This window comes from Donghicola mangrovi (genome assembly GCF_013377535.1).
Classification (GTDB): Bacteria; Pseudomonadota; Alphaproteobacteria; order Rhodobacterales; family Rhodobacteraceae; genus Donghicola; species Donghicola mangrovi.
Genome location: NZ_JABCJE010000002.1, coordinates 595,234 through 621,874 on the forward strand (window position 1 = coordinate 595,234; position 26,641 = coordinate 621,874).

27 protein-coding genes and 1 riboswitch are annotated in these 26,641 nt (G+C 63.8%); of the genes, 20 read left to right on the forward strand and 7 right to left on the reverse strand.

Translation table 11 applies throughout. The features are described 5' to 3' along the window. The first annotated feature begins 39 nt into the window (after positions 1-39). From HJ536_RS07385 to HJ536_RS07395, 3 genes are read left to right on the forward strand one after another with little or no spacing between them, the layout of a single operon-like run. Positions 40-465 carry a YeeE/YedE family protein gene (locus HJ536_RS07385; RefSeq protein WP_176855239.1) on the forward strand — a complete coding sequence of 142 codons (426 nt, stop codon included), beginning with the start codon at positions 40-42 and terminating at the stop codon, positions 463-465. Further along, positions 465-896 (forward strand): DUF6691 family protein, encoded by a 432-nt coding sequence (locus HJ536_RS07390; protein ID WP_177157210.1) that lies wholly within the window; start codon positions 465-467, stop codon positions 894-896. Before HJ536_RS07385 ends, HJ536_RS07390 begins: the two co-directional genes overlap by 1 nt. Positions 897-905: 9 nt before the next feature. Further along, a complete protein-coding gene (locus HJ536_RS07395; protein WP_177157211.1) occupies positions 906-1,331 on the forward strand; it encodes a protein tyrosine phosphatase family protein in 426 nt (141 codons plus the stop codon). Between the two features lie 21 nt (positions 1,332-1,352). On the opposite strand, the gene HJ536_RS07400 is transcribed toward HJ536_RS07395, so the two are convergent. From HJ536_RS07400 to HJ536_RS07420, 5 genes are all read right to left on the reverse strand, one after another. Continuing rightward, positions 1,353-2,258 (reverse strand): FliM/FliN family flagellar motor switch protein, encoded by a 906-nt coding sequence (locus HJ536_RS07400; RefSeq protein WP_177157212.1) that lies wholly within the window; start codon positions 2,256-2,258, stop codon positions 1,353-1,355. Between the two features lie 64 nt (positions 2,259-2,322). Further along, positions 2,323-5,007, reverse strand: a complete 2,685-nt coding sequence (locus HJ536_RS07405; protein ID WP_177157213.1) for an ATP-binding protein — start codon at positions 5,005-5,007, stop codon at positions 2,323-2,325. Then, complete coding sequence (locus HJ536_RS07410) at positions 5,007-5,207, reverse strand: hypothetical protein (protein WP_228028660.1); 201 nt, start codon at positions 5,205-5,207, stop codon at positions 5,007-5,009. Before HJ536_RS07410 ends, HJ536_RS07405 begins: the two co-directional genes overlap by 1 nt. Before the next feature lie 62 nt (positions 5,208-5,269). Further along, the gene (locus HJ536_RS07415) at positions 5,270-5,653 is read right to left on the reverse strand and encodes a response regulator transcription factor (RefSeq protein ID WP_176855245.1); all 384 of its coding nucleotides are present in this window, start codon (positions 5,651-5,653) and stop codon (positions 5,270-5,272) included. A 63-nt stretch (positions 5,654-5,716) separates the two neighbouring features. After that, complete coding sequence (locus tag HJ536_RS07420) at positions 5,717-7,021, reverse strand: helix-turn-helix transcriptional regulator (protein WP_176855246.1); 1,305 nt, start codon at positions 7,019-7,021, stop codon at positions 5,717-5,719. 220 nt (positions 7,022-7,241) lie between these two features. On the opposite strand from HJ536_RS07420, the gene HJ536_RS07425 reads away from it, so the two are divergent. The 5 genes from HJ536_RS07425 to HJ536_RS07445 all read left to right on the forward strand — a co-directional run bounded on the left by HJ536_RS07425 (position 7,242) and on the right by HJ536_RS07445 (position 12,495). Then, on the forward strand, positions 7,242-8,606 hold the full coding sequence (locus tag HJ536_RS07425) for a substrate-binding protein (RefSeq protein ID WP_177157215.1): 1,365 nt from the start codon (positions 7,242-7,244) through the stop codon (positions 8,604-8,606). 106 nt (positions 8,607-8,712) lie between these two features. Further along, positions 8,713-9,744, forward strand: coding sequence for a branched-chain amino acid ABC transporter permease (locus HJ536_RS07430; RefSeq protein ID WP_177157216.1), 1,032 nt, complete (start codon positions 8,713-8,715; stop codon positions 9,742-9,744). A gap of 3 nt (positions 9,745-9,747) precedes the next feature. After that, positions 9,748-10,953 (forward strand): branched-chain amino acid ABC transporter permease, encoded by a 1,206-nt coding sequence (locus HJ536_RS07435; RefSeq protein WP_176855249.1) that lies wholly within the window; start codon positions 9,748-9,750, stop codon positions 10,951-10,953. A gap of 12 nt (positions 10,954-10,965) precedes the next feature. After that, complete coding sequence (locus tag HJ536_RS07440) at positions 10,966-11,727, forward strand: ABC transporter ATP-binding protein (protein ID WP_176855250.1); 762 nt, start codon at positions 10,966-10,968, stop codon at positions 11,725-11,727. 12 nt (positions 11,728-11,739) lie between these two features. Then, the gene (locus HJ536_RS07445; protein WP_176855251.1) at positions 11,740-12,495 is read left to right on the forward strand and encodes an ABC transporter ATP-binding protein; all 756 of its coding nucleotides are present in this window, start codon (positions 11,740-11,742) and stop codon (positions 12,493-12,495) included. A 200-nt stretch (positions 12,496-12,695) separates the two neighbouring features. On the opposite strand, the gene cobO is transcribed toward HJ536_RS07445, so the two are convergent. Further along, positions 12,696-13,316 (reverse strand): cob(I)yrinic acid a,c-diamide adenosyltransferase, encoded by a 621-nt coding sequence (cobO, locus tag HJ536_RS07450; protein ID WP_176855252.1) that lies wholly within the window; start codon positions 13,314-13,316, stop codon positions 12,696-12,698. 36 nt (positions 13,317-13,352) lie between these two features. Continuing rightward, positions 13,353-13,567: riboswitch (cobalamin riboswitch) on the forward strand. Positions 13,568-13,662: 95 nt separating this feature from the next. Between cobO and HJ536_RS07455 the strand changes: the two genes are divergently transcribed. From HJ536_RS07455 to cobJ, 7 genes are read left to right on the forward strand one after another with little or no spacing between them, the layout of a single operon-like run. After that, positions 13,663-14,031 carry a DUF1636 family protein gene (locus tag HJ536_RS07455; RefSeq protein ID WP_176855253.1) on the forward strand — a complete coding sequence of 123 codons (369 nt, stop codon included), beginning with the start codon at positions 13,663-13,665 and terminating at the stop codon, positions 14,029-14,031. Between the two features lie 2 nt (positions 14,032-14,033). Continuing rightward, positions 14,034-15,068: a cobalamin biosynthesis protein CobW gene (gene cobW / locus HJ536_RS07460; RefSeq protein WP_176855254.1), complete on the forward strand. Its 1,035-nt coding sequence runs from the start codon at positions 14,034-14,036 to the stop codon at positions 15,066-15,068. A 3-nt stretch (positions 15,069-15,071) separates the two neighbouring features. Next, positions 15,072-18,317, forward strand: a complete 3,246-nt coding sequence (gene cobN, locus HJ536_RS07465; protein WP_177157217.1) for a cobaltochelatase subunit CobN — start codon at positions 15,072-15,074, stop codon at positions 18,315-18,317. Continuing rightward, positions 18,314-19,468, forward strand: a complete 1,155-nt coding sequence (gene cobG, locus HJ536_RS07470) for a precorrin-3B synthase (protein WP_177157218.1) — start codon at positions 18,314-18,316, stop codon at positions 19,466-19,468. The genes cobN and cobG overlap by 4 nt, the downstream gene beginning before the upstream one ends. After that, positions 19,469-20,098, forward strand: a complete 630-nt coding sequence (locus HJ536_RS07475) for a precorrin-8X methylmutase (protein WP_177157219.1) — start codon at positions 19,469-19,471, stop codon at positions 20,096-20,098. 2 nt (positions 20,099-20,100) lie between these two features. Continuing rightward, positions 20,101-20,817, forward strand: a complete 717-nt coding sequence (cobI, locus tag HJ536_RS07480) for a precorrin-2 C(20)-methyltransferase (RefSeq protein ID WP_177157220.1) — start codon at positions 20,101-20,103, stop codon at positions 20,815-20,817. Next, a complete protein-coding gene (cobJ, locus tag HJ536_RS07485; RefSeq protein ID WP_177157221.1) occupies positions 20,814-21,566 on the forward strand; it encodes a precorrin-3B C(17)-methyltransferase in 753 nt (250 codons plus the stop codon). Before cobI ends, cobJ begins: the two co-directional genes overlap by 4 nt. Here cobJ and HJ536_RS07490 read toward each other — a convergent pair. Beyond that, the gene (locus HJ536_RS07490; RefSeq protein ID WP_177157222.1) at positions 21,536-22,291 is read right to left on the reverse strand and encodes a cobalt-precorrin-6A reductase; all 756 of its coding nucleotides are present in this window, start codon (positions 22,289-22,291) and stop codon (positions 21,536-21,538) included. The two genes, cobJ and HJ536_RS07490, sit on opposite strands and share 31 nt — an antisense overlap. On the opposite strand from HJ536_RS07490, the gene cbiT reads away from it, so the two are divergent. From cbiT to cobA, 5 genes are read left to right on the forward strand one after another with little or no spacing between them, the layout of a single operon-like run. Beyond that, positions 22,290-23,477, forward strand: a complete 1,188-nt coding sequence (gene cbiT, locus HJ536_RS07495; RefSeq protein ID WP_177157223.1) for a precorrin-6Y C5,15-methyltransferase (decarboxylating) subunit CbiT — start codon at positions 22,290-22,292, stop codon at positions 23,475-23,477. The two genes, HJ536_RS07490 and cbiT, sit on opposite strands and share 2 nt — an antisense overlap. Then, positions 23,474-23,836 carry a cobalamin biosynthesis protein gene (locus HJ536_RS07500; RefSeq protein ID WP_177157224.1) on the forward strand — a complete coding sequence of 121 codons (363 nt, stop codon included), beginning with the start codon at positions 23,474-23,476 and terminating at the stop codon, positions 23,834-23,836. The genes cbiT and HJ536_RS07500 overlap by 4 nt, the downstream gene beginning before the upstream one ends. Further along, complete coding sequence (gene cobM / locus HJ536_RS07505; protein ID WP_177157225.1) at positions 23,833-24,618, forward strand: precorrin-4 C(11)-methyltransferase; 786 nt, start codon at positions 23,833-23,835, stop codon at positions 24,616-24,618. The genes HJ536_RS07500 and cobM overlap by 4 nt, the downstream gene beginning before the upstream one ends. Next, positions 24,618-25,928 carry a cobyrinic acid a,c-diamide synthase CobB gene (locus tag HJ536_RS07510; protein WP_177157226.1) on the forward strand — a complete coding sequence of 437 codons (1,311 nt, stop codon included), beginning with the start codon at positions 24,618-24,620 and terminating at the stop codon, positions 25,926-25,928. Before cobM ends, HJ536_RS07510 begins: the two co-directional genes overlap by 1 nt. Beyond that, positions 25,925-26,641, forward strand: coding sequence for a uroporphyrinogen-III C-methyltransferase (gene cobA, locus HJ536_RS07515; RefSeq protein WP_177157227.1), 717 nt, complete (start codon positions 25,925-25,927; stop codon positions 26,639-26,641). The genes HJ536_RS07510 and cobA overlap by 4 nt, the downstream gene beginning before the upstream one ends.

Sequence of the window (26,641 nt, forward strand, 5' to 3'; positions counted from 1 at the left end):
TTCCCCGCCCCCGTCTCCCTACAGGACTTAGGAAACGCAATGGAACAAGACTGGATTATGGGCCTGATCGGCGGCGTGCTGATCGGTCTTGGTGGCGCGGTCTACCTGCTTGCGAACGGCAGGATTATGGGCGCCAGCGGTATCATCGGCGGCCTCGTGGATGGCAGCGGTTGGAGCACGGCGGCAGAGCGTCTGTCGTTCCTGGCTGGCCTGTTGATCATCCCCGCGCTGATCGTACCCTTCTACAAAGAGGTGGACACCCACCTGACCTCGAACCTCTGGGTCATCGCCGCTGCCGGTATTCTGGTAGGCGTTGGCACCCGCTTTGCGAATGGCTGCACCTCGGGTCACGGGGTCTGCGGGATTTCGCGCCTGTCCCTGCGCGGGATCGTGGCAACCGTGATGTACATTCTGGCCGGCGGTCTGACCGTTGTGCTGTTCCGCCATGTGATGGGGGTGATCTGATGCGCAATCTTTTTGCTTTGCTGGCCGGTAGCCTGTTTGGCGCGGGCCTGACCGTCTCGGGCATGGTGGACACCGCCAAGGTGCAGGGCTGGCTTGACGTTTTCGGCAACTGGGACCCGACGCTGGCCTTCGTGATGGGCGGTGCGATCATCCCGATGTTCGTGGCATGGCAGCTGACCCGTGGCCGTAAACCCCTTGTGGGCGGCGAATTCCCCCCGAAACCCGAAGCGCGCCTTGGCCGCAATCTGGTTCTGGGATCTGTGCTGTTTGGCGCAGGTTGGGGTCTGGCCGGTCTGTGCCCGGGCCCGTCGATTGCCTCGCTGACCTTTAACGGGATCGGTGGTCTGGTGTTCGTTGGCTCGATGGCCCTTGGCATGTTTGCTGCGCCCGCCCTGCGGACGACACTGGACCGGGCGGTTCCGGCAGAGTAAGTGAATCGGATGGATATCCGCGAAATCACACCCACCTACTCTGTCACGCCCCAGATCACCCCTGACGACATCCCCGCGATCGTGGATGCCGGCTACAAGGTTCTGATCTGCAACCGGCCTGACGCCGAGAACCCGCCCCAGCTTTGGGCCGAGGAAATCGGCAAGGCGGCAGCTGCGGCCGGACTGGAATTCCATGTCCATCCGGTCACCCACAGCACCATGACCCCCGAGGTCATTGCCCGCCACCGCGAAACGCTCGCGGCCGCAAACGGCCCCGTGCTGGCTTATTGTGCGTCCGGCACCCGTTGTTCGGTGCTCTGGAGCTTTGCCATGGCCAAGGAAATGTCCGCTGACGACATTCTGGCCGCCACCCAAGCGGCAGGTTACGCACTGGGCCAGCTGCGCCCGCAACTGGACATTCTGGCAAACAGCTGATCGTTCAGGCTTTTACGACATTCAGACGGGGGCGATTGGAAAATCGTCCCCGTTGTCGTTTTCGGGGACCAGCGCGGGCATCATCGGCATATCCAGCTCTGCCTCTGGCGCGGGTTCTGCGGCAGGCAGCCGAACCGCCCGATGCGCCCCCAGCCGCCCCACGCGGGCGCGGCCAATGCAGTCCCCGCCACGCACGCGCAACTCGGCGCTTTCCAGCGCCTCGACCGGAAAGGTCAGAACCGTCCCCTCGGTCCACTCGCTGACCTCGGCCAAGGTCAGGTGCAGCGCGTCCAGCATCACCTCGACCCGCACGGTTGATCCGGTGACGTTCTCGGCCATGCTGGCCCGCCATTTCGCCTCGACCTCTGGATCGCGCTCCGGCTCCTCAGGGACAGGTACAGGGACCAGCACCCGCAGATGCCCTGCCCGTTCGTCAGACAAAGTCACCTTGGCGCAATAAGCATCCAGCATCCCCTCGGGCATCACCCGCGCAAAATGACTGGGGGCGAGCAAGGCCCCGAACCGCATCGGCTGCCCATCCTCCCACGCGGCCATCCGTTGCAGCAGCGCCCGCACCACAGGTTCGATCACAGCAGCATCGGTCGCCGTAGGCATCCGCGCCGCTACCGGCCCGCGGGACAACATGCCAAAGGTCAACAGCTCGATCATCCCCGCCGCCAGATCGGCGGGCATCAACAGTGCGCCGGTCCCGCCATCGGGCGCGTCCAGCAGCAGCACCATCGCGCCTTCGGACAGTTCTCGCACCGCTTCGCGCGCGGTGATCTGGGTGCGGGGCGTTTCCTCGACCACAACCGGATGGTTCAAGGCGTCGCCCAACGCCACCTCGCAGGCACGGGCAAACCGGTCGCTGGGTTCGACGGGTTTCGGGCCGGTTCGGACCATTCGTTCCAAGGCAGTATCGGGCATAACCATTCGCGCGTATCAGGACTGGGGCAAGGTCGACCCTACCCCCATCATGATTACCAAGGGGTTACGATCCCCGGTTTTGCCGCACCACCGTCATGGGCAGCAGCACGCGAAACGCAGCGCCCCCCTGACCGGGCAAATAGGACACCGTGCCCCCGAGGCGGTGCACAATCTCTCGGCAAATGGCCAGCCCGAGGCCCGCGCCCCCAGCCGCCTGATCGCTGCCAACCCTAGAGAATTTCTCGAAAATCACGTCTTGCGAGGCGGTCGGAATACCCCCACCGTTATCGACAAAGTCGATCGCCAGATTGTCCCCCAGATCGCGCACGGCGATCTCGAGTCGGGGGCGTTTGGCATCGCAATATTTCAACGCATTCGAAATCAGGTTGATGAAAACCTGAGCAAGCCGGTCCAGATCAGTGTACAGCACCAGATCCTCGCGCACGCGGGACCGCACGACGCGCAAACGGCTGTTCTCGATCCCGGCGGCGGCCTCGGCCTGATCCAGCACGTCACCCAAGCGGCCGATGCGCTCGTTCAGGCTGACTTGGCCGTTCTCGAGCACGCTCAGGTCCAGAAGGTCATCGAGCAGTCGGGTCAGACGGATCGCCTCATCATGGATAATGCCCGCGTATTTGGCCAGCGCGGCCTCGTCCAATCCACCATCCCGCAGGATTTCCGAGAACGCGCGGATCGAAGTCATGGGCGTGCGTAATTCGTGGCTGATCTGGGACAGGAAGGCGTCCTTTTGCACCGACATTTGGGTCAGCTTTTCGTTCGCGGCGCGCAGCTGGCGGGCGGTGCGGGTCAGTTCCGCCGATTTCGCCTCGAGCTGGTTCGAGTACTCCATGATCTGCGCGGTCTCGTCGGCCACGGCCATCAGGTCCTCGACCGTGACAGACGCACGGCCCAGTATCTGCCCGATCATCGCGTGGGCCGTTGCGGCACCCACAGAGCCTGCCATCTCGCGCTCCAGCCGCTGCAGGAATTCGGGCGTGGTTTCGGGCAGATAGCCGGTGATCCCTTGGCTGGCCGCTTCGGAGCGGAACAGCGACTGGGCCTCGGACGGGCCAAGGATTCGCTGCGCCATGACCAGCAGATCCTCTGCCTCGGCCATGCCACGAGACCAGCTGCCAGGCCGTGTGGAATGATCAAAGACGTTGACGAACTGCGCCCCTTGCAACCGCTCCAGCGGGGTCGGGAAGCTGACCAAAGAGCCCACAAAGAACGCCAGCGCGTTCAGGGACATGCTCCAGATGATGGAATGGACCAGCGGATCGCCCTGCGAAATCCCGAACAGCGCCTGCGGACGCAACCAGCCGATCCCCATGGGGCCGTTGCGCAAAAACTCATCAGAAAGAAAGACTTCGGGGCCAAAGCTGGGCATAAACAGCGTATAGGCCCACGCCACAAACCCCACGACCATTCCGCACAGGGCCCCGATCCGCGTGGCCCCGCGCCAGAAGATGCCCCCCAAGAGCGCGGGCAAGGTCTGCGCGACCCCAGCGAAACTGATCAAGCCGATGGAGGCCAACGCCTCGCCCCCGCCGGTGGTGTGGTGATAGAGGTACCCCAGCGTCAGCACCCCCATGATCGACAGGCGGCGCGACAGCAGCACCACATGGCGCACATCGCCGGCGACAATGGCGGTGGAGCCTTGGGCAGACAGCCAGATCGGCATCACTATGTGGTTCGACACCATGGTGGACAGCGCAATCGCCGCCACGATCACCATCGAGGTGGCTGACGAAAATCCGCCAAGGAAACTGAGCATCGCAAGGGTGTTCTGCCCCTCGGATAGCGGCAAGGTCAGCACGAACAGGTCAGGGTTCGCGCCCTCTGGCATATGCTCCAGCCCGATCACGGCGATGGGCACGACGAACAGGCTCATCAGCATCAGATAGGCCGGAAAGGCCCAACTGGCGGTGGCCAGATGGCGTTCATCCTCGTTCTCGACCACGAGCACCTGAAACATACGGGGCAAGGTCAGCACAGCAGAGGCCGACAGGAACATCAGACCCATCCAACGGCCGCCAGACACATCCCAGCGGGCAATATCCGACTGGGAAATCCGTTCCAGCGTGGGGCCGACGCCCCCGCCGATGCCCCAGATTACAAACAGGCCCACAGCGACCAGCGCGACCAGTTTGACCACAGCCTCGACCGCGATGGCCATGACCACACCGTCGTGGCGTTCGTTGGCGTCCAGATTGCGGGTGCCGAACAGCACGGTGAACAGCGCCAGACCAGCTGCCAGCCACAGGGTCGTCGCCGACGGCCCGCCCGAGGTCTTGGCCACATCGCCCGCGAACGCCTCTAGAGCCAAGGTCACAGACTGAAGCTGCAGCGCGATATAGGGCGTGGTGCCGACCACAGCGATCACCGTCACGACCACGGCCAGACTGTTGGATTTCCCGAAGCGCGACGAAATCAGGTCCGCGATCGAGGTCACGCGCTGGCTGCGCCCGATGCGCACCAGTTTGCGCAGGGTCCACCACCAGCCGATCATCACGATCGAGGGCCCCAGATAGATGGTCAGAAACTCCACCCCCGAGCGCGCCGCATAACCCACCGCCCCATAGAACGTCCACGCGGTACAATAGATCGACAATGACAGGGTGTAGATCAGCGGGCTCTGTAGCCACTTGGCCCGCCCCCGCGCCGCCGACCGGTCCGCAAAGAACGCAACAGTGAAAAGGAACAGCACATAGGCCAGCGATACCGTGACCAGAACATTCAGAATCCCCATCAGGGGCGCTCCTGCCAGTTATCGCGGGGCATTTTGCGCAGCTTGTGGGACAAAAAGGCCGTCACAGCGATCAGCCCCGCCCAAGCGCCAAAGATATAGATCAGCGCACTGGCGGTCGGCACCTCCTGCCCTGCGCCCCACATCAAGGGGATCAGAAACAAGAAAGCCGCAAGCACAGGCGCAAAACGCGCCGCATCCATGATACGGCGCATCCTATAGCGTTGCCGCTCTAGAAAGAGCGGATTTTCGGGTTTGCGTCCCATTAGCCTTGGGCTTGTACGCCCGCGGCCAAGGCCCTGACGCTCTCGAGCACTTCGGCATTCGAGAATGGCTTGGTCATGAACCGCGACGCCCCAAGGGCCTGAGCCGTCTCGCGGTCCTTGGTCTGGCCGCGCGCGGTCAGCATCAGGACCGGCAGACCGGCTGTGGGCGCGTTGGCCCGCAATTCCTTCAGGATATCGAAACCGCTGCGTCCCGGCAGCATCACATCCAGTATCACCAGATCGGGCTGGCGGCGGTTGACCTTGTCAACGGCATCGGTGCCGTTGGCGTGGGTATCCACCTCCCATCCGTCCCGGGACAGAATAAAACTGATCGCCTCGATGATGTTTGGCTCATCTTCGATCAGAAGAACTCGCTTCCCCATGGCATCACCCCCTCCCCTGGATAACACGCATCACAGGAGTATCGCGCATTGCGCAATTAAATGTCAAAACCCCTCTGCCAGAATCGACGGCTCTCTGCGAGCGCCACAATCACTGCGTGGACAAATACGGCAACTCACACCGACCACATCGTAGCTTTTTTCTAGCGCATCTTCTTCGGGGATGACCAGCATACTTGCCTCAAAACGCATGGTTTTCCCGAAACTCAGATCCCCGACGGGCTGCGCAATAGAATAAGTGCGGAAATGTCCGGCACCACGTCCACTTTGCGCGAGGTCCATCAGCAAAGGCATCATCGGTTGGCTCAAAGACCGGAACAAGGGCCACAGCGGACATGCGGCACCAAAGCGCGGCAGAGGGAATCCCTCGATCTGCTTGCGGAACACCAGCGTGCCCGACGCATCGCAGGCCACCAGACCGATCGGACCATAGCCCATTTCGCGGGGCAACGCCGCCAGACGGCGAAAGATCGTCGGCAAATCCACGGCCAAGGCACCGGCCAGCATGGCAGGCTCCAGCCCATGAGTGCCCAGCACCCCGCGCAGTTTGGCCAAGGGCACACGGCGCGCATCCTCGGCGTACTGATAGAGGTGCGCCGCAGCCAGGGTCCGCGCCGAGCCAGAGCGCAGCAGATCCGCCCCGCTGACCAGATTTTCGATAGTGCCTTCCTCGACCGGTTCTTCCAGTTCGGGGAAGTGGAAATCAAAGGCCCCAAGAAACGCCTCCAGTTCCTCTTGCGGCGAAGTGGAACTGGCGTCGATGTCATCCACCCCGTCCAGATAGGTCACCAAAGACCGAGAGGCTTCGGACAGACGCTGACTGTCCTCGTTGATGTTGCGGTGGAAGCGGCTGCGCCATTCGGGCTCCAGTTCTGGAGTTTCCACCAGAATAGAGGACGTGGACCGGATCGACGTCACCGCCGTCAGAATGTCATGCAGGGCCGCAGACAGGAACGGGTCGTGGGTCAGACGGTCGGTCAGAACCTCGACCGTGCGCTCCAGCGCGGTCACGCGGCGCTGTTTGTCGACCACCAGTTCGGCCCACCCCGGAAAGCGTCCGGCGAATTCATCGACGCGGTCGATCTCGGTCCGTTTGCCCCCGTCGGCGGCGGCCTCGCGCAGTCGGGCGACCAGATGGGCCTCGGCGCCCTCGCTCAGGGCGGCGGGTTCCACGTCCAGCGTATGCGCAATGTCCATCAACAATTTGCCGCCGATTCTACGGCGGTTGTGTTCGATCAGATTGAGATAGCTGGCCGAAATTCCCACATTGCGTGCAAGATCGGCCTGCCGCATCCCCAGCATGTTGCGACGTTCGCGAATCCGGCTTCCGGTCAGTGCACCACGCGACATGAAGTTTCCCCTTACTTTTCAGCGCCCTTCTGCAGGTGCGAGAAAAATAGTTTACAATGTATGCAATTGCATTGTGTATAGCTTTACAAAATAATTATTACAAGCAACGACCTTGTTGCGAAATTTTACAACTCCGGCTGATACTGGATTTGCACTCATAGTGCCGCTCGTCAGGGAAGAGGAGCCCTGCCGAGCACCTGCAAAAATTGGGAGGAAATCCATGTCAAAGATGGATGTGACACGCCGCGGCGTGCTCAAGACCGGTGCGGTTGCCGGTGGTGGTTTGCTTTTGCCCACCTACCTGCGCGCTGCCAGTCACGAAGGATTCACTAACGCACCCACCGGCGATACTGTAACTCTGGGCTTCAACGTCCCCCAGACCGGCCCCTACGCCGACGAGGGCGCGGACGAGCTGCGCGCATTCGAGCTGGCTGTCGAGCACCTGAACGGTGGCGGCGATGGCGGCATGCTGCAGACCTTCAGCTCCAAGGCGCTGCAGGGCAACGGTATTCTGGGCAAGAAAGTCCAGTTCGTCACCGGCGACACCCAGACCAAATCGGACGCAGCCCGCGCATCGGCAAAGTCGATGATCGAAAAAGACGGCGCGATCATGATTTCGGGCGGCTCGTCCTCGGGCGTGGCTGTGGCTGTTCAGGGTCTGTGCCAAGAAGCTGGCGTCATCTTCATGGCGGGTCTGACCCACTCGAACGACACCACCGGCAAGGACAAGAAAGCCAACGGCTTCCGTCACATGTTCAACGCGTACATGTCGGCAGCTGCTCTGGCCCCTGTTCTGTCTAAGCTGTATGGCAACGACCGCCGCGCCTATCACCTGACCGCCGACTACACCTGGGGCTGGACCCAGCAAGAGTCGATCCAGGCCGCAACCGAGGCTCTGGGCTGGCAGACCGTGAACAACGTTCTGACCCCGCTGGCAGCGACAGACTTCTCGTCGTACATTGCGCCGGTTCTGAACTCGGGTGCAGACGTTCTGGTTCTGAACCACTACGGCGGCAACATGATCAACTCGCTGACCGCTGCGGTCCAGTTCGGCCTGCGTGAAAAGCAGGTGAACGGCAAGAACTTCGAAATCGTTGTTCCGCTGTACTCCGAGCTGATGGCCAAAGGTGCCGGTTCCAACATCAAGGGCATCGTCGGTTCGCAGAACTGGGACTGGAAACTGGAGAACCAGATGGGCGCGGCCTATGCCGGCACCAACGCGTTCGTCAAATCCTTCGGCGAAAAGTTCGGCTTCCCGCCGAGCCAGGCTGCCCAGACCTGCTATGCACAGACCATTCTGTACGCAGACGCAGTGGCACGCGCCGGTTCGTTCAACCCCTGCGCCGTTGTCGAAGCTCTGGAAGGCTTCGAGTTCGACGGTCTGGGCAACGGCAAGACCCTGTACCGCAAAGACGACCACCAGTGCTTCAAGGACGTTCTGGTTGTGCGTGGCGCAGAGAACCCGGCCAACGAATACGAACTGGTCGAGATCGTCGAAGTCACCCCGACCGAGCAGGTCACCTATGCGCCCGATCACCCCATGTTCGCGGGTGGTGCACTGGGTACCTGTAACCCCGGCGCATAATCGCTCCCTACAATCGGTCCGGCCAGCCATCGTGCTGGCCGGTTGATCAGCCGGTCCGAGACCCCTCGGACCGGCCTAGCATCCTATTGAAAAGACGGTCGGAACCATGGACGCGATCCTACTGCAAATCCTGAACGGGCTCGACAAGGGCTCGGCCTATGCGCTGATTGCGCTTGGGCTTACGCTGATCTTCGGCACTCTTGGCGTTGTGAACTTTGCCCACGGGGCGCTGTTCATGATCGGCGCCTTCTGCGCGGTCACCGTGCAACGTATTCTCAACCTCAGCTTTGAAACCGTAGACCCCACCAAGACGGACTTTCTGGGCAACCCCCTGAAGGTACAGTCGCCCTATGTGGTAGACTGGTTCGGTGCGGATTTCGGCAATGCCATCATCGACTGGTCGGTGCCGATTGCGATCCTGTTCGCGATCCCGATCATGATCTTCGTCGGCTTTGCGATGGAACGCGGGCTGATCAAGCACTTCTACAAGCGTCCCCATGCGGACCAGATCCTTGTGACCTTTGGCCTTGCCATCGTGATGCAAGAGATCGTCAAGTATTTCTACGGCGCAAACCCCATTCCCACCGGCGCCCCCGCGGCGTTCCGTGGCAGCTTCGACTTTGGCGTGTTGCTGGGCTTTGATCCCAACGCGGTGATCTACCCCTACTGGCGCCTGATCTACTTTGGCTTTGCTTCGGTGATCATCGGCGGCGTGTTCAGCTTCTTGCAGTTCACCACCTTCGGGATGGTTGTCCGCGCAGGTATGGCCGACCGCGAGACCGTGGGCCTTCTGGGCATCGACATCGACAAGCGCTTTACCTTCATGTTCGGCCTTGCGGCGGCAGTCGCCGGTCTGGCGGGCGTGATGTACGCGCCGATCAACAGCCCGAACTACCACATGGGCATGGACTTCCTGGTGCTGTCCTTTGTGGTGGTGGTTGTGGGCGGCATGGGATCGCTTCCCGGTGCTGTGGCCGCTGGCTTCCTGTTGGGCATCCTCGAGAGCTTTGCCTCGATGAACGAGATCAAGTCCCTCATTCCGGGCATCGACCAGATCATCATCTACGTCGTCGCCATCATCATTCTGCTGACCCGTCCCCGTGGCCTTATGGGCCGCAAGGGCGTGATGGAGGAATAATCCATGTTTGGTCTGAACAAAAAAGACACCTCTCTTTTGCTGGTCGTCGCGGTGCTGACCCTGTGCGCACCGTTCATCCTGAACCCCTTCCCGACCGACAGCGGTATGGCGCAGTTCAACGCGGGCTACCCCGACCTGATGCAGCGCTTCGTGATCTTCGGGATCTTTGCGGTGGGCTTCAACATCCTGTTCGGTCTGACCGGATACCTGTCCTTTGGCCACGCCGCGTTTCTGGGTGTGGGGTCGTACTCGGCCGTGTGGATGTTCAAGCTGCTCAGCATGAACGTGCTGCCGGCGATCATCCTGTCGGTCATCGTGGCGGGCCTGTTTGCGCTGCTCATCGGCTTTGTGTCGCTGCGCCGGTCGGGGATCTACTTCTCGATCCTGACGCTGGCCTTTGCGCAGATGTCGTTCAACCTCGCCTACTCGGTTCTGACGCCCATCACCAACGGTGAAACCGGCCTGCAGCTGACCCTGGACGATCCCCGCATTCTGGGTGTGTCGGCCACCGCTGACGGCTCGATCCCGGTGACCAGCCTCTTTGGTCTGGAAATGCGCTCGACCTATGAAATGGCGGTTGGCGGCTGGAACTTCCAGTTCAGCGCGGGCTACTACCTGTGCGCGATCATCATGCTAATCTCGTTCTACATCGCTGTGCGCATCTTCCGCTCGCCCTTTGGCCTGATGCTGCGCGCGGTCAAGTGTAACCAGAACCGCATGCGCTATACCGGTCTGAACACCCGTCCCTACACTTTGGCGGCGTTCGTGATTTCGGGCATGTATGCCGGTCTGGCGGGCGGCCTGATGGCCTCCATGGACCCGCTGGCAGGCGCCGAGCGTATGCAGTGGACCGCCTCGGGCGAGGTCGTTCTGATGACCATCCTTGGCGGCGCAGGCACCCTGATCGGCCCCGTTCTGGGCGCAGGCTTCATCAAGTACTTCGAGAACATCTTCTCGAAGATCAACGACAACGTTCTGCACCAGTGGTTCAGCTGGCTGCCCGACGGTCTCGAGGATTTCGTAGTCTTCGTCATCCACCCCTTCATCGGCAAAGGCTGGGCCCTGACCCTTGGCCTGCTGTTCATGGCGGTGGTGATCTTCCTGCCCGGCGGTCTCGTCGAAGGGGGCCAGCGTCTGCGCAACGTCTTCTCGCGCGACAAGGCCAAAGACGACGGCACCCACGCCCCCAAAAGCCACCCCGCAGAATAAGGAGAGCAACCAATGGGTATTCTCGAAGTCAAAGGGGTCGGCAAGCGCTTCGGCGGTCTGCAAGCCCTTGGTGATGTGAACCTCAGCGTTCAGGAAAACACCGTTCACGCAATTATCGGCCCGAACGGGGCCGGTAAATCCACCCTGCTCAACTGCCTTGTGGGCAAGCTGATCCCCGACACCGGCTCTGTCATGTTCGACGGCCAGTCGGTTCTGGGCCGCTCTCCCCACGAGATCAACCAGATGGGCATCAGCCGCGTGTTCCAGACGCCTGAAATCTTTGGCGATCTGACGGTTCTGGAAAACGTGATGATCCCCTGCTTTGCCCGCCGTGACGGCTCGTTCCGGATGCATGCCTTCGGGTCTGTGACTGGCGAATACGACATGCTGGAAAAAGCGGAAAAGATGCTGGACGACGTGAACATGCTGTCCAAAGCGCATCTGCACGCCGGCAGCCTGTCCCGCGGCGACAAGCGCCGTCTGGAAATGGCGATGTGTCTGGTTCAGGAACCGCGTCTGCTGCTGCTGGACGAACCCACCGCAGGTATGGCCCGCGCGGACACCAACAACACGATCGACCTGCTCAAGGAGATCAAGCACAACCGCGACATCACCATGTGCATCATCGAGCACGACATGCACGTGGTCTTCAGCCTTGCAGACCGGATCACCGTTCTGGCCCAAGGCACACCGCTGGTTGAAGACACGCCGCAAAACATCAAAGGCCACCCCAAGGTTCGCGAAGCCTACCTTGGCGAAGCGCATGTGGACTAAGGAGAGACAGAGATGAACGTAAGACCCGATTTCTCCAAGAACTCGAACCACGCCGAAACGGCCCCTGCCTTTCTGTCGGTCTGGGACATGCACGCCTATTACGGTGAAAGCTACATCGTGCAGGGCGTGAACTTTAACGTCCACGAAGGCGAGATCCTCGCGCTTCTGGGTCGTAACGGTGCTGGCAAAACCTCGACCCTGCGGGCGATTGCCCGCACCGGCAGCCCCCAAGTGACCCACGGCGAGATCTGGCTGGACCACCAGCCCCTGCACAACATGACTAGCTATCAGGCCGCCGCAGCGGGTCTGGGCCTCGTCCCCGAAGACCGCCGCATCATCCCCGGCCTCACGGTCGAGGAAAACCTGCAACTGGCCCAGATCGCACCGCCCATCGGCTGGTCGATCGAGCGTCTCTATGACCTCTTCCCCCGCCTCGGCGAGCGCCGCAAACAAGAGGGCGTGACCCTGTCGGGCGGCGAGCAGCAAATGCTGGCCATCGCCCGTGCCTTGGCCCGTGACATAAAGGTCCTTCTCCTTGACGAACCCTACGAGGGCCTCGCCCCCGTGATCGTGGACGAGATCGAAAAAACCCTGATGCACATCAAGGAACAGGGCATCACCACCATCATCGTCGAACAGAACGCTGTCCGCGTGCTGCAAATCGCCGACCGCGCGATCATCCTCGACACCGGCACGATCGTTTACGATGGCTCCGCCGCCGAGGTTCTGGCCAACGCTGAACTGCGCGCCGAATACCTTGCGATCTGATCGCGCCAAATTCCAGAAACACTAAGAGGGCCCCAGCGGCCCTCTTTTCTTTTCGGGCTGCGCCCGAATGCCTTCGGCGAGGGTATTTGGACCAAGATGAAGGCAGAACCCCCGCTCTTATTTCACTTTGGTCAAAATACCCCGGGGGTGAATTGGCGGCCCGCAGGGGTGGCAAGAGGGGGCAGCGCCCCCTGACCCCCTTAGAATTCGACGCCCATCTGACCTTTGATGCCAGAGCGGAACGGGTGCTTGACCAGCGTCATTTCGGTCACCAGATCGGCGGCCTCGATCAACGGTTCTTTGGCGTTGCGGCCGGTCAGGCAGACGTGGGTCATTTCCGGCTTTTCCTCTTGGAGGAATTTCACGACCTCTTCGACGTCGATATAGTCGTACCGCATCGCGATGTTGATCTCATCGAGCAGGACAAAGCGGATGTTCGGATCCCGGATCAGTTCCTTGGCCTTTTCCCAGCCTTTCTGCGCCATCTCGATGTCGCGGGCTTTGTCCTGGGTCTCCCAAGTGAAGCCTTCGCCCATGGCGTGGAACTGGCACAGATCACTGAAGTTGGCCTCGATCAGGGTGCGCTCGCCGGTTTGCCAGGCCCCTTTGATGAACTGGACCACCGCGCAGGGCATCTCGTGGGCGATGCAGCGCAGAATCATGCCAAAGCCCGACGACGATTTGCCCTTGCCTGGTCCGGTATGAACGATGATCAGGCCTTTTTCGCCAGATTTCGTGGCCATGATCTTGTCCCGCGCCGCTTTCTTTTTGGCCATCTTGGCCGCGTGCCGGGCTTCGTCGTTCTGGGGCTGCTCGGTCATAGGACAATCCTTCCGCTTGACAAGGGTGCCCCCCTTCCATCAGGTGGGCGCGCTGGTTCCTGTCTATGACAGGCGAAGAGGGAATGCGATACCGCACGGGTGAAAACCGGTGCCGAAACGCAGCCGCCCCCGCGACCGTGACCGGAGAGGCCCCGTTGCCACTGGCATCTACATGCCGGGAAGGAATGGGCCGGCCGAGGGTGACCTCGGGCTCCGCAAGCCGGGAGACCTGCCAGCGCGACGAAGAGATATCACGGGCGAACGGGGTGTGTCGCGGCCGGCTCTGAACAGGCGCGTTGCGCCGGTTTGGCCCGTACCCCTGATCCGCCCCGAAGGGAGGACACGAATGGCCAAGGTCACACTGACCGTCTGCACCACCTGCCGCCGCATCGGCGGAGGCGAGCCCGTGCCTGACGAGCCGCGCCCCGGCGAACGCATGCTTCAGGCGCTTGGCGCTGTCGAACTGCCCGAAAACGTCCAGTTGCGCCCCGTGGAATGCCTGTCCGCCTGTTCGCGCGGCTGCTCGATCGCCCTGACCGGAGGCCCTTCCCGTTGGACCTATGTCTATGGGGATCTGGACCCGGAAACCCATATAGAGGAGATCCTGCAAGGGGTCTCTGCCTATGCGCAAACCACCGACGGGATCGTCCCGTGGCGCGAACGCCCGCAAGTGTTCCGCAAACAATCCATCGCCCGCATACCCCCGCAGGAGTAACCATGTCCGATCTGTCCAAAATCCCCGTGACCGTGATCACCGGCTTTCTCGGTTCCGGCAAAACCACGCTGATCCGTCACCTGATGCAGAACCCTCAGGGCAAGCGTCTGGCCGTTCTGGTCAACGAATTCGGCACCGCTGGTGTGGATGGTGACATCCTGAAATCCTGCGCCGATGAAAACTGCCCCGAAAGCAACATCATGGAGCTGGCGAACGGCTGCATCTGCTGCACCGTGGCCGATGATTTCATCCCGACCATCGAGCAGCTGATGGCTCTGCCCGAAACCCCCGAGCACATCATCATCGAAACCTCGGGTCTGGCCCTGCCCAAGCCCTTGCTCAAGGCCTTCGACTGGCCCGCGATCAAGTCGCGCATCACCGTGGATGGCGTGATTGCCGTCGCCGATGCCGAAGCCGTGGCCAAGGGTCAGTTCGCCCCCGATCTGGACGCCGTTCAGGCCCAGCGCGAGGCGGACGAGAGCCTTGACCACGAAACGCCCCTGTCCGAGGTCTTCGAAGACCAGATCAGCTGCGCCGACATCGTTCTGCTGTCCAAGGCCGATCTGGCCGGTGAAGACGGCATCGCCAAGGCCAAAGAAGTGGTCGAGGCCGAAGCCCCCCGAAAACTGCCGATCATCGCGATCACCGACGGCGCAGTCGATCCCCGCGTGATCCTCGGCCTCGAAGCGGCGGCGGAGAATGACCTTGAGAACCGTCCCTCGCACCACGACGGCCACGATGACCACGAACATGACGATTTCGACAGCGTCGTGGTCGATCTTGGCGAAGTCGAAGACCCGCAAGCGTTGCAAGATGCCATTGTAAAAATGGCTCGGGAACAGAATATCTTGCGTGTCAAAGGCTACGTCGCGGTCAAAGGCAAACCCATGCGCTACCTCGTGCAGGCCGTGGGAGAGCGCATCCGTGCGCAATACGACCAGCCTTGGGGCGACCGTCCGCGCAAGTCCCTGCTGGTGGTGATCGCTGAACACGACCACATCGACGAGACCGCGATCAAAGCGGCATTGGGCGCGTAACCCATGCACGTTGTCTTCCGCGAAAGCCACGGGCTCGACCAGAGCGATACGCCGATGGATCTGGGGCAAACGCCCGCAGAACTGATTGTGCTGTCGTTTTCGGATTCGGACCTCGGTGCTTTCGCGGCGGGCTACCATCGGGCCAAGGGGGCTTTGCCGACGGTGCGTCTGGCGAACCTTGTGGCGCTGAAACATCCCCTGTCCGTGGATGTCTACGCCGAACAAACGCTGGAGGGGGCCAAGGGCATCCTCGTCCGTCTGATCGGCGGCGAGAGCTATTGGTCCTACGGTCTGGCAACCCTGCAAGACTTGGCGCGGCGCAAAGGGATTGCGCTGGCCGTCCTGCCCGCCGACGGACGACAGGATGACCGGCTGGATCAGCTCAGCACTCTGCCCGTGTCCACCCTGCGCCGCCTTCAGCACCTGTGCGACGCGGGCGGGGCCGTAGCCGCCCAAGCCGCGCTGGCCCAACTGGCGCTGGCCGCTGGCCTTTATTCTGCTCCCGTCATGGGCGCGAAAACCGTGCCGGATGCGGGCTTCTACCTGCCCGACACGGGCGTCGTCACCGATCCGCAACGCGACGACCGCCCGCTGGCACTGGTGACCTTTTACCGCTCTTACCTCACGTCTGCCGACACCTCGCCCATCGACGCCATGATCGCGGCGTTGGAGCAGCGCGGATTCCAAGCCATCGGTGCCTTTGCCAGCAGTCTCAAGGCCCCCACCGCCGCCGACTGGCTGCGCACCCAGATAAGCACCCTGAAACCCGCCACGATCGTCAACGCGACCGCCTTCTCGGCCCAAGGGCGCAACGGCGAACCCTCGCCCCTCGATGCCGCTGGCTGCCCCGTGTTCCAGATTGCCCTCTCGACCGCCCGCAAGAAGGATTGGAAGGACGCCGACCGCGGTCTGTCGCCCGCCGACCTTGCCATGCACGTGGTCCTGCCCGAAGTCGACGGCCGCATCTTTGCCGGTGTCGCCAGCTTCAAACAGCCGGGCAAGAAAGACCCCGACCTCGAATATTCCCGCTTTGCCCACCGCGCGGACCCTGCCCGCATCGACGCCCTAGCGGACCGCGTTCAGGCATGGCACCGCCTGTCCACCCTGCCCGCCGCAGACAAACGGATCGCGCTCGTGCTGTCCACCTACCCCGGCAAGACCTACCAGATCGCCCACGCGGTCGGCATGGACGCCCTTGCCAGCGCCGAGCAAATCCTGACCGATCTGAATGCCAGCGGCCACACCGTGCGCCCCCAGTCTGACCTTGGCCAGCGCCTGACCGCTGAAACCCTGACCTACCCTCTTGCGGCCTATGAACAGGCCCTGGAAACCCTGCCCGAACCCCTCCGCGCTGACCTGCACGCCGCTTGGGGCAATCCCGACACCGATCCACTTTCCAAAGATGGCGCCTTCCATTTCCCCGCCATCGACGCAGGGAACGCACTGGTCGCCCTTCAGCCCGAACGCGGCGACGTGCAGACCCGCGACGACGACTACCACGACCTGTCGCGCACCCCGCGCCACAGCTATGTCGCCTTCTACCTCTGGCTCCGCGCCCAATCGGACGCGCTGGTGCACATCGGCGCCCACGGCACGCTGGAATGGCTGCCGGGCAAATCCGTCGCCCTGTCGGATGACTGCTGGCCCGAGGCGCTGATCCGCGACCTGCCCGTCATCTACCCCTTCATCGTCAATGACCCGGGCGAGGCCGCCCAAGCCAAGCGCCGGATCGCCGCCGTCACCATCGGCCACCTGCCGCCCCCGATGGCGCAGACCAAGCTGCCCGCTAGCATGGGCCGCCTCGAACATCTGCTGGACGAATACTCGACCGCAGACGGCCTTGACCCCGCCCGCCGCGACCGCCTGATCGCCGACATCCGCGCCGAGGCCCAAGGCACCGGCGTCGAAGCCGACCTTGGCATCCCGCAGGACGCCTCCGCCGCCGAAGCCATCACCCGCATCGACCGCTTTGTCTGCGACATCAAGGAAAGCCAGTACGGCGAGGGCCTGCACATCTTTGGCGCAGGCGACTATGGCGCTCAGGAAAACGCAGGCCTTCACGCCGCCCTGAACGGCCGCTTCGTCCCCGCTGGCCCGTCGGGTTCCCCTTACCGAGGCCGCTCTGACGTCCTGCCCACGGGCCGGAACCTGTTCACCACCGATCCCCGCTCGGTCCCCTCTCGCGCCGCCCACGCCCAAGGCGTCAAGCTGGCCGAGGAACTCTTGCGCCGCCACCTACAGGACCACGGCGACTGGCCCAAGGGGCTGGTAATCGACCTTTGGGGCAGCGCCACCATGCGCACCGCAGGCGAGGAATTCGCCATGGCGCTGCACCTCGCGGGCCTTGCTCCGAAATGGGACGACGGCTCCGAACGGGTCAGCGGGTTCGAGATCATCCCGCTTGCCCTGCTGAACCGTCCCCGCATCGACGTGACCCTGCGCGTCTCGGGCCTATTCCGAGACGTTTTCCCGGGCCTAGCCCAGATGTTCGAAGGCGCCGCCGACAAACTGGCCGAGCGCGAAGAGGCCCCCGAGGACAACCCCTACGTCGCCCGCGCCCCCCGCGTCTTTGGCCCCAAACCGGGCCAATACGGCCTGAACATGGGCGCCGCGCTGGATGACTACAGCGACGAAGCCCGCGCCGCCGCTGGCGAAGCATGGCTCGCCGCCAGTTCCCACGCGATCGACGCCAAGGGCGAGGTCCACGAGGCCCGCGAGGCCCTCGAATCCCGCCTGCAAACCGCCGACAGCTTTGTCCACCTACAGGACCTGCCGGAAACCGACGTGCTGATGGCCAGCGACTACGCCGCCCACGAGGCCGGTTTCGCCGCCGCCATGAAGCGCCTTGGCCAAGCGGCCCCCGCGCTCTACCACATGGATGCGACCCAACCGGACCGCCCCCGCGCGCGCTCCTTGAACGAAGAGATTGCCCGCACCGTGCGCGCCCGCGCCGCCAATCCCGACTGGGCCAATGGCATGATGAACCACGGCTTCCGCGGCGCGGCCGAAATCGCCGCAACGCTGGACCACATGGCAGCCTTTGCGCATCTGGCAGGGGTCGTCGGCCCGCACCTGTTCGACCAGTATTTCGAGGCCACCTTGGGCCGCGCTGACCTGACCGAGTTCATGGAGGGAGCCAACCCGCAGGCCCTTCAGGCGCTCAAGGACCGCTTCCGCGCGTTGATGGACGCGGGCCTCTGGGTCACGCGCCGCAACTCGATCATCGCCGAACTGGAGGCCCTGTCATGAGCGCCCCGATCATCCAAGGCTGGTGCCCCGGTGCCCTGCGCCCCATGCAATCGGGCGACGGTCTGGTCGTGCGCGTGCGTGCTCCCCTCAGCCGCTTGGCGCAGGACAAGGCCGCCCAAATCGCCGATCTGGCGCAGATCTACGGGAACGGGCTGATCGACATCTCGAACCGCGCGAACCTGCAGATCCGGGGCGTCACGGATGCCACCCACGCCCCGCTGATCGACGGTCTGCGGATGCTCGGGGTGATCGACCGCGACATCGCGACCGAGACCCGCCGGAATATCGTCCTGACCCCTTATTGGACCGCAGGGGATGACAGCCACCGTATCGCGACCGCTTTGATGCTGGCCCTGTCGTCCGATAACGCCCCCGCCACACCGGGCAAGTTCGGCTATGCGGTGGATTGCGGCGAAACGCCCGTGTTGACCGATATCAGCGCCGATATCCGCATCGAACGGGGCGCAAACGGCCTGATCGTCCGCGCCGATACCTGCGACATGGGCATCCCCGTCACCGTGGACTCTGCCGCCGAAACCGCGCTTGACCTAGCCCGCTGGTTCCTGACCTCCGGCGGCGCACCGGATGGCCGCGGCCGCATGGCCCGCCACCTGAAAACAACTGAATTACCCGCCGAATACCGGACCGCTCCGGCGCAGCCCGCGCAGCACACACCGCAAATCGGGCGCACCAGCAACGGCACACTGGTTGGCCTCGAATTCGGGCAGATGCAGGCGCAAACCCTCGCCGCGCTAGCGAAACTGGCCCCGATCCGCCTGACCCCGTGGCGGATGCTGCTGCTTGAAAACCTGACCACAGTGCCCGAGATCGACGGCCTGATCACCGACCCCGCCGATCCGCGCCTGAATGTCGTGGCCTGCACCGGTGCCCCCGGTTGCCCGCAGGCCCTCAGCGACACGCGCACCTTGGCCCGCCAACTGGCCCCGCACACGCTGCATCTCTTGCACGTGTCCGGTTGCGCCAAGGGCTGCGCGCACCCGTCGCCTGCGCCGATCACCCTGACGGCGACGGCCCCTGACACCTTTGACCTGATCCACAATGGCACAGCCAGCGCTAACAGTTTTGCAACCGGCCTTGCATCCGATGCGCTGATCCGCCATCCCGACCTTCTGACGACCAAGAGAGCCTGAATGCCCCACGTTTACGAGACCAACGGTGCCGCCATCTACAAGGAAAGCTTTGCGACCATCCGGTCCGAGGCCAACCTCGCCCGCTTCAACAAGGATGAAGAGCCCGTTGTCGTGCGCATGATCCACGCCCTTGGCTTTGTGGGTCTGGAAGAGCACGTGCGCTTCTCCGACGGCATGGCCGAAACTGCCCGCGCCGCGCTGGCGAATGGTGCGCCGATCCTCTGCGACGTCCGCATGGTGTCCGAAGGGATCACCCGTCCGCGCCTGCCCGCCGACAACCAGATTATCTGCACCCTGCAAGACCCGCGCGTCCCCGAAATGGCCGCCGAGATGCAGAACACCCGCTCCGCCGCCGCGGTCGAGCTGTGGCGTCCCCATATGGAGGGCGCTCTGGTCGCTATCGGCAACGCCCCCACCGCGCTGTTCCACCTGCTGAACATGCTAGAGGACCCGTCCTGCCCGCGCCCTGCGGCCATCATCGGCTGCCCTGTCGGTTTTGTCGGTGCGCGGGAATCCAAGGACGCTCTGATGGCTGACCTGCCGGTCCCTTCGATGATCGTCGAAGGGCGTTTGGGGGGCTCTGCCATCACCGTGGCCGCCGTGAACGCGCTGGCCAGCTGGAAGGAATAACGATGGGCAAGGTCATCTGCGTCGGCCTCGGCCCCGGCGACCGCGAACTCATGAGCGTGAAGTCGGATCGCACGATCCGCACCGCCCGCCACGTGGCCTATTTCCGCAAGGAAGGCCGCCAAGGCCAAGCCCGCCGCATCGTCGAAGGCATGTTGCCGGACGCCGTGACCGAGCACGCCATGGAGTATCCGGTCACCACCGAGATCCACTTCAGCGACCCCGAATACAACCGCGTTCTGGCCGAGTTTTATGACGACTGGGCCGACCGCCTGCACGCCCTGACCGCCACCGACGACGTGGTTGTCCTGTGCGAGGGTGATCCATTTTTCTACGGCAGTTTCATGCACTTATACACGCGCCTTAAACCGCGCTGCGAAGTCGATGTGATCCCTGCCATCACCGGCATGTCCGGCTGTTGGACCGCCACGGGCCAGCCGATCACATGGGGCGACGACGTGCTGACCGTCTGCATGGCGACCCTGCCCGAAGACGAATTGACCCGCCGCGCCAAAGACTCTGACGCGCTGGTGTTCATGAAGATCGGCCGCAACCTGCCCAAGGTCAAACGCGCCCTCGAGGCCGCTGGCAAACTGCAGGACGCGTGGCTCGTGGAACGGGGCACCATGCCCGACCAGACCGTCCAGAAACTGACCGATGTGGGCGACACCGTCCCCTATTTCAGCATCGCCATCGTCCACGGCAACGGGAGACGCCCATGACCGGTTCCGTCGTTATCGCAGGCCTCGGGCCGGGCGCCGAAGACCTCGTGACCCCCGAAGTGCGCGCCGCGCTGGATGTGGCGACCGACATCGTCGGCTACTTCCCCTATGTCGCCCGCGTCGAGCCCCGCGAAGGCCTGACCCTGCACGGGTCTGACAACCGCGTCGAAGTGGACCGCGCCACCCACGCCCTGCAAATGGCCGCCGAAGGGCGCCATGTGGTTGTGGTCAGCAGCGGCGATCCGGGGGTCTTTGCCATGGCCTCTGCCGTGTTCGAGGCGCTGGAAAACCACCCCGAATACCACAGCTTGGACATCCGCGTTCTGCCCGGCATCACCGCGATGCTGGCTGCGGCCTCGAAACTCGGTGCGCCCTTGGGCCACGATTTCGCGGCGATCAACCTCAGCGATAACCTCAAACCGTGGAGCCTGATCGAACACCGCCTGCGCCTTGCCGCCCAAGCCGGTTTCGCCATGGCCTTCTACAATCCGCGCAGCAAATCGCGCCCCTTCCAGTTCGGTCAGGCCCTGACCATTCTACGTGAAGAACTGGGGGATAACGTCCTGATTTCGTTCTGCAAAGACGTGACAAAAGACGGCCAGCAGCTGCTGACCGTTCCGCTCGGAGAGGCCACCGAAGACATGGCCGATATGCGCACCGTGGTCATCGTGGGGAATGCCGACACACGCCGCGTCGGCCCCCACGTTTATACCCCGCGTTACGCGCCCACTTCGTCCGAGAGCGCATGATCCAGCCAGTCCATCACATCGGTGACGGTCCGCATAATGGGGCGCGTCGGGATATGGGGACGGTCGATCAGAATGACCGGAATACCCAGCTCCCGCGCGGCATCCAGCTTGGCGCGCGCGCCAACCCCGCCCGAGTTCTTGGCGACGATCAGATCAATCTTGTGCTCTTGCAGCAGCGCCTTGTCGCCCGCCTCGGTAAACGGGCCACGCGCCTGCACGGCCACCGCGTTCGGCAAGGGCAGATCGCCCTCGGGCGCATCGACCAAACGCAGCAGGTAGAAATGCTGGGGCTTGCCCGCAAAGTCGCTCAGGTACTGGCGGCCAATGGCCAGAAAAATCCGGCGCGGGCTCTCGGGCAGCGCCTCGACCGCGCCTGCCATATCCTCCACATGGCTCCAGCTGTCACCGGGTTTGTTGCGCCACGGGCCACGCTCCAACGCACACAGCTCCACGCCCGCCTCTTCGCAGGCCACCACCGCGTTATTGCTCATCTGCGCGGCAAAGGGGTGTGTGGCGTCGACCACATGGGTGATGCCTTCGTCCCGCAGGTACTGGACCAACCCCGGCACCCCGCCAAAGCCGCCCATCCGCACGGGAAGCGCGGGCATGGTCGGATTATTCGTGCGACCCGCATAGCTGAACACCGCATCCACGCCCCAATCGGAAAGCGTCGCGGCGAGTTTCATGGCTTCGGTCGTTCCACCGAGAACAAGGATGCGTGTCATGTCTGAACCTTGGGTAAGCATTCTGGGTCTGGGGGAAAATGGACTGGATGGCCTGACAGAGACAAGCCGGAAATTACTGGCGGGCGCCGAGGCGATCTTTGGCGGCCCGCGCCATCTGGAACTGGTTAAGGCTGGTGATCGCGGCCACCCGTGGCCCGTCCCCTTCAGCATCGAACCCGTTCTGGCCATGCGCGGCAAACAGGTGGTGGTGCTGGCCTCGGGCGATCCCTTCTGGTTCGGCGCTGGCGGCTCGCTGATCCCGCATCTGGAATCCCACGAGTGGGTCAGCGTGCCCACGCCTTCCACCTTCGCCTTGGCGGCAAATACCCAAGGTTGGCGCCTCGAAGAAACGCTGTGCTTCGGGCTTCATGCCGCCCCGTTCGAACGCCTGACCCCCGTGCTTGGCCGCGGCGTCCGCGCCATCTGCACCGTGCGCGACGGCGAAGCCCCCGCGAAACTGGCAGCCTATCTGACCGAGACCGGCTTTGGCGCGTCCCAGATAACGGTCATGGAATGCCTCGGCGGCCCCCGCCAACGCGTGCGCCACACCACCGCCCAAGGCTTCGACCTAACCGATATCAAAGCCCCCGTCGCCGTCGCCATCGACTGCGCAGGCTCCAAGGGCATGCCCCGCGCGTCCGGCCTGCCAGACAGCATGTTCCTGTCCGATGGCCAAATGACCAAGCGCCCCGTTCGCGCCCTGACCCTCTCGGCCCTCGCGCCCCGCTATGGCGAGCATCTGTGGGACATCGGCGGCGGCTCTGGCTCCATCGCGCTGGAGTGGTGTCTGGCGGCCCCGAACGCCACCGCCACCAGCTTTGAGCCCAAAGACACCCGCTGCGCCAACATCCGCCAGAACGCGGAACGCTTTGGCCTGTCCCACCGCCTGCAAACCGTCCACGGCGCGGCCCCCGACATCCTCAAGGGCCACGCCAAACCCGATGCGGTCTTCATCGGCGGCGGCAACAGCGCCATGCTGATGACCGAGCTTTGGCAAACCCTGCCCGAAGGCACCCGCATCGTCGCCAACGCCGTCACGCTGGAAACCGAATGCCTGCTGATGAACTGGCACGCGGCCAAGGGCGGGCACCTCCTGCGCGCCGAGCTTTCGGAAACCGCCCCTTTGGGCCGGATGCGCGGCTGGAACGCCGCCCGCCCGATCCTGCAATGGAGCGTCACCCGATGAAAATCGCCGGCATAGGCTTCCGCGCCGAGGCCCCCACTGCATCGCTGGAAGACGCGCTCAGCCAGACGGGCCACGCGGTAGACGCCATCGCCACCGCCGCCGACAAAGCCGATGCGCCCCAGATCAAGGAACTCGCCGAAATCCTCGGCGTGCCCCTGATTGCCGTCCCGCTCGACGAGTTGAAACAAGAAATCACCATCACCCAATCCCCCCGCGTGGCGGAACGCTACGGCACCGGCTCTTTGGCCGAAGCTGCCGCGCTTGCCGCTGTCGGAGAGAACGCGCATCTGCTAGACCGCCGCGTAACTTCGACCGATGGCATGGCCACCGCCGCAATTGCTGAAGGACCAGACGCATGACCGTCCACTTTATCGGCGCAGGCCCCGGCGCCGCCGACCTGATCACCCTGCGCGGCCGCGACCTGATCGCGTCCTGCCCCGTGTGCCTCTATGCGGGCTCGCTGGTGCCCGAAGCCCTGCTGGACCACTGCCCCGAAGGCGCGCGGATCATCAACACCGCCCCCATGTCGCTGGACGACATCATCGCCGAGATCAAATCTGCCCACGACGCGGGCCAAGACGTTGCCCGTCTGCACTCGGGCGATCTGTCGGTCTGGTCGGCCATGGGCGAGCAGCTGCGCCGCCTGCGGGCCGAGGGCATCCCCTATGACGTCACCCCCGGCGTGCCGTCCTTTGCCGCCGCCGCTGCTGCCTTGGGCGCGGAACTGACCCTGCCGGGCGTCGCGCAATCGCTGGTCCTGACACGCACCTCGGGCCGCGCGTCCAGTATGCCCGATGGCGAAACCCTTGAAAACTTCGCCAAAACCGGCGCGACCCTCGCCGTGCACCTGTCGGTCCACGTGCTGGAAGAAGTCGTCGAACGCCTGTCCCCGTCCTATGGCTCTGATTGCCCCGTCGCAATCATCTGGCGCGCCACTTGGCCGGATCAGAAGATCATCAAAGCCACCCTCGGCACCGTGATCGAAGCCACCGAAGGCGAGCGCGGCCGCACCGCCCTGATCATGGTCGGCCACGCGCTCGGGGCCACGGATTTCGACGAATCCTGCCTTTATGCGGCCGACTACGACCGCCGCTACCGCCCCATCGGCACCGATCCCCGCTTTCCCGAGGGGACCGAGTGATGCTGCCCAAGGGCCTTCTGATCTCTGCGCCCGCATCGGGCACCGGCAAGACGACCCTGATGCTGGGCCTCTGCCGTGCACTGACCCAAGCGGGCGTCACCGTCCAGCCGTTCAAAAGCGGCCCCGACTATATCGACCCTGGGTTCCACAGCGCCGCGGCGGGCCGCGTGTCGGTGAACCTTGATTCATGGGCCATGCCTCGCGGTCTGCTGGCCGATTTGGTCCAAGCCGCCGACGGCGCCGACATGGTGCTGGCCGAAGGCTCCATGGGTCTGTTCGATGGCGTCGCATCCCCCGGCGAAACTGGCACCGGCGCCAGCGCCGACATGGCCGCCCTGATGGGCTGGCCCGTGGTGCTGGTGATCGACGTGTCCGGCCAAGCGCAATCCGCTGCCGCCGTCGCCGCAGGCTTCGCCGCCATGCGCCCTGACGTGCATCTGGCGGGCGTGGTTCTGAACCGCGTCGCCTCGCCCCGTCACGAAGCCCTCGTTCGCGTCGGCATGCAACAGGTCGGCATCCCCGTCCTTGGAGCGCTGCCCCGCATGAAAGAGATCGAGATGCCCGAGCGGCACCTTGGCCTCGTCCAAGCCGAAGAGCACAGCGAACTCACCCGCATCCTCGACGCCGCCGCGGCCTTTGTGGCCGAGCATGTGGACCTGAACGCCCTGCGCGCCGCCGCCGCCCAAACCACGCCCCCCGCGATCGACCCGAACCCCTGTCCGCCCCCCGGCCAGCGGATCGCCTTGGCGCGCGACGCGGCCTTCAGCTTCGTCTATCCGCACCAGCTGAACGCTTGGCGCAAAGCGGGGGCCGAGATCCTGCCATTCAGCCCCTTGAATGATGAGGCCCCCGACGACACAGCCGATGTCGCATGGCTGCCCGGCGGCTACCCCGAGCTGCACGCGGGCAAGATCGCCGCGGCGACAACCTTCCGCAACGGACTGAAATCATTTGCGGAAACGCGCCCCATCCATGGTGAGTGTGGCGGCTACATGGCCATGGGCACCGCCCTGATCGACAAGGCAGGCGAGCGTCACGAAATGGCCGGTCTCCTCGGCCTCGTGACCAGCTATGAAAAGCGCAAGATGCATCTGGGCTACCGTCTGGCCGACCTGACTGCCCCAATGCCCGGCTATTCCGCCGCCGCCCGCCTACGCGGCCACGAGTTCCACTATTCCACCATTCTCGACCAGCCCGACGCGCCCTTGGCCCGCGTCACCGATGCCAACGGCGCCGAAGTGCCCGAAACCGGCTCGATTCGCGGCAACGCGACCGGCACCTTCTTTCACCTGATTTCGGAGGCCACATGACCGGCTTTGTTTACTTTGTGTCTTCTGGCCCCGGCGATCCGGAACTCCTGACGCTCAAGGCCGCCCGCCTGATCAAAGAGGCCGACGCGATCCTCTACGACGACCTCGGCGCAGCGCCGATCCTCGACGACCTGAAACCCGAGGCCGAACTCGTCGGCGTCGGCAAACGCGCAGGCCGCCCGAGCCCGAAACAGGAACACGTCAGCCAACTCTTGGTCGATTACGCCGCCCAAGGGCTGAAAGTCGTCCGCCTGAAATCCGGCGACAGCGGCATCTATGGCCGTCTGGAAGAGGAAATCACCGCCCTCCGCGCCGCCGGTATCCCCTATGAAATCGTCCCCGGCGTCACCACCGCTTCGGCCGCGGCCGCCTGCGCGGGCATCCCGCTGACCCGCCGCCAAACCGCCCGCCGCCTGCAATTCGTCACAGGCCACGACGTCACCGGCGCGCTACCCGAGCAGTTGAACCTCGCCGCCCTCGCCGATCCGACCTGCACCACGGCGGTCTACATGGGCAAGCGCACCTTCTCGAAGATGGTGGACCGTCTGGTTAGCGCAGGCATGCCCCCCGAGACCCCCGCGATGCTGTGCGAAGGGGTGTCGAAACCCGAACAACAGTTCACCCGCAGCACGATCCGCGAACTGGCCGACAGCCTCGAAGGGGCAGACAGCACCCAGCCCGCGCTGATCCTCTATGGTCCTTTGGCGGACTGA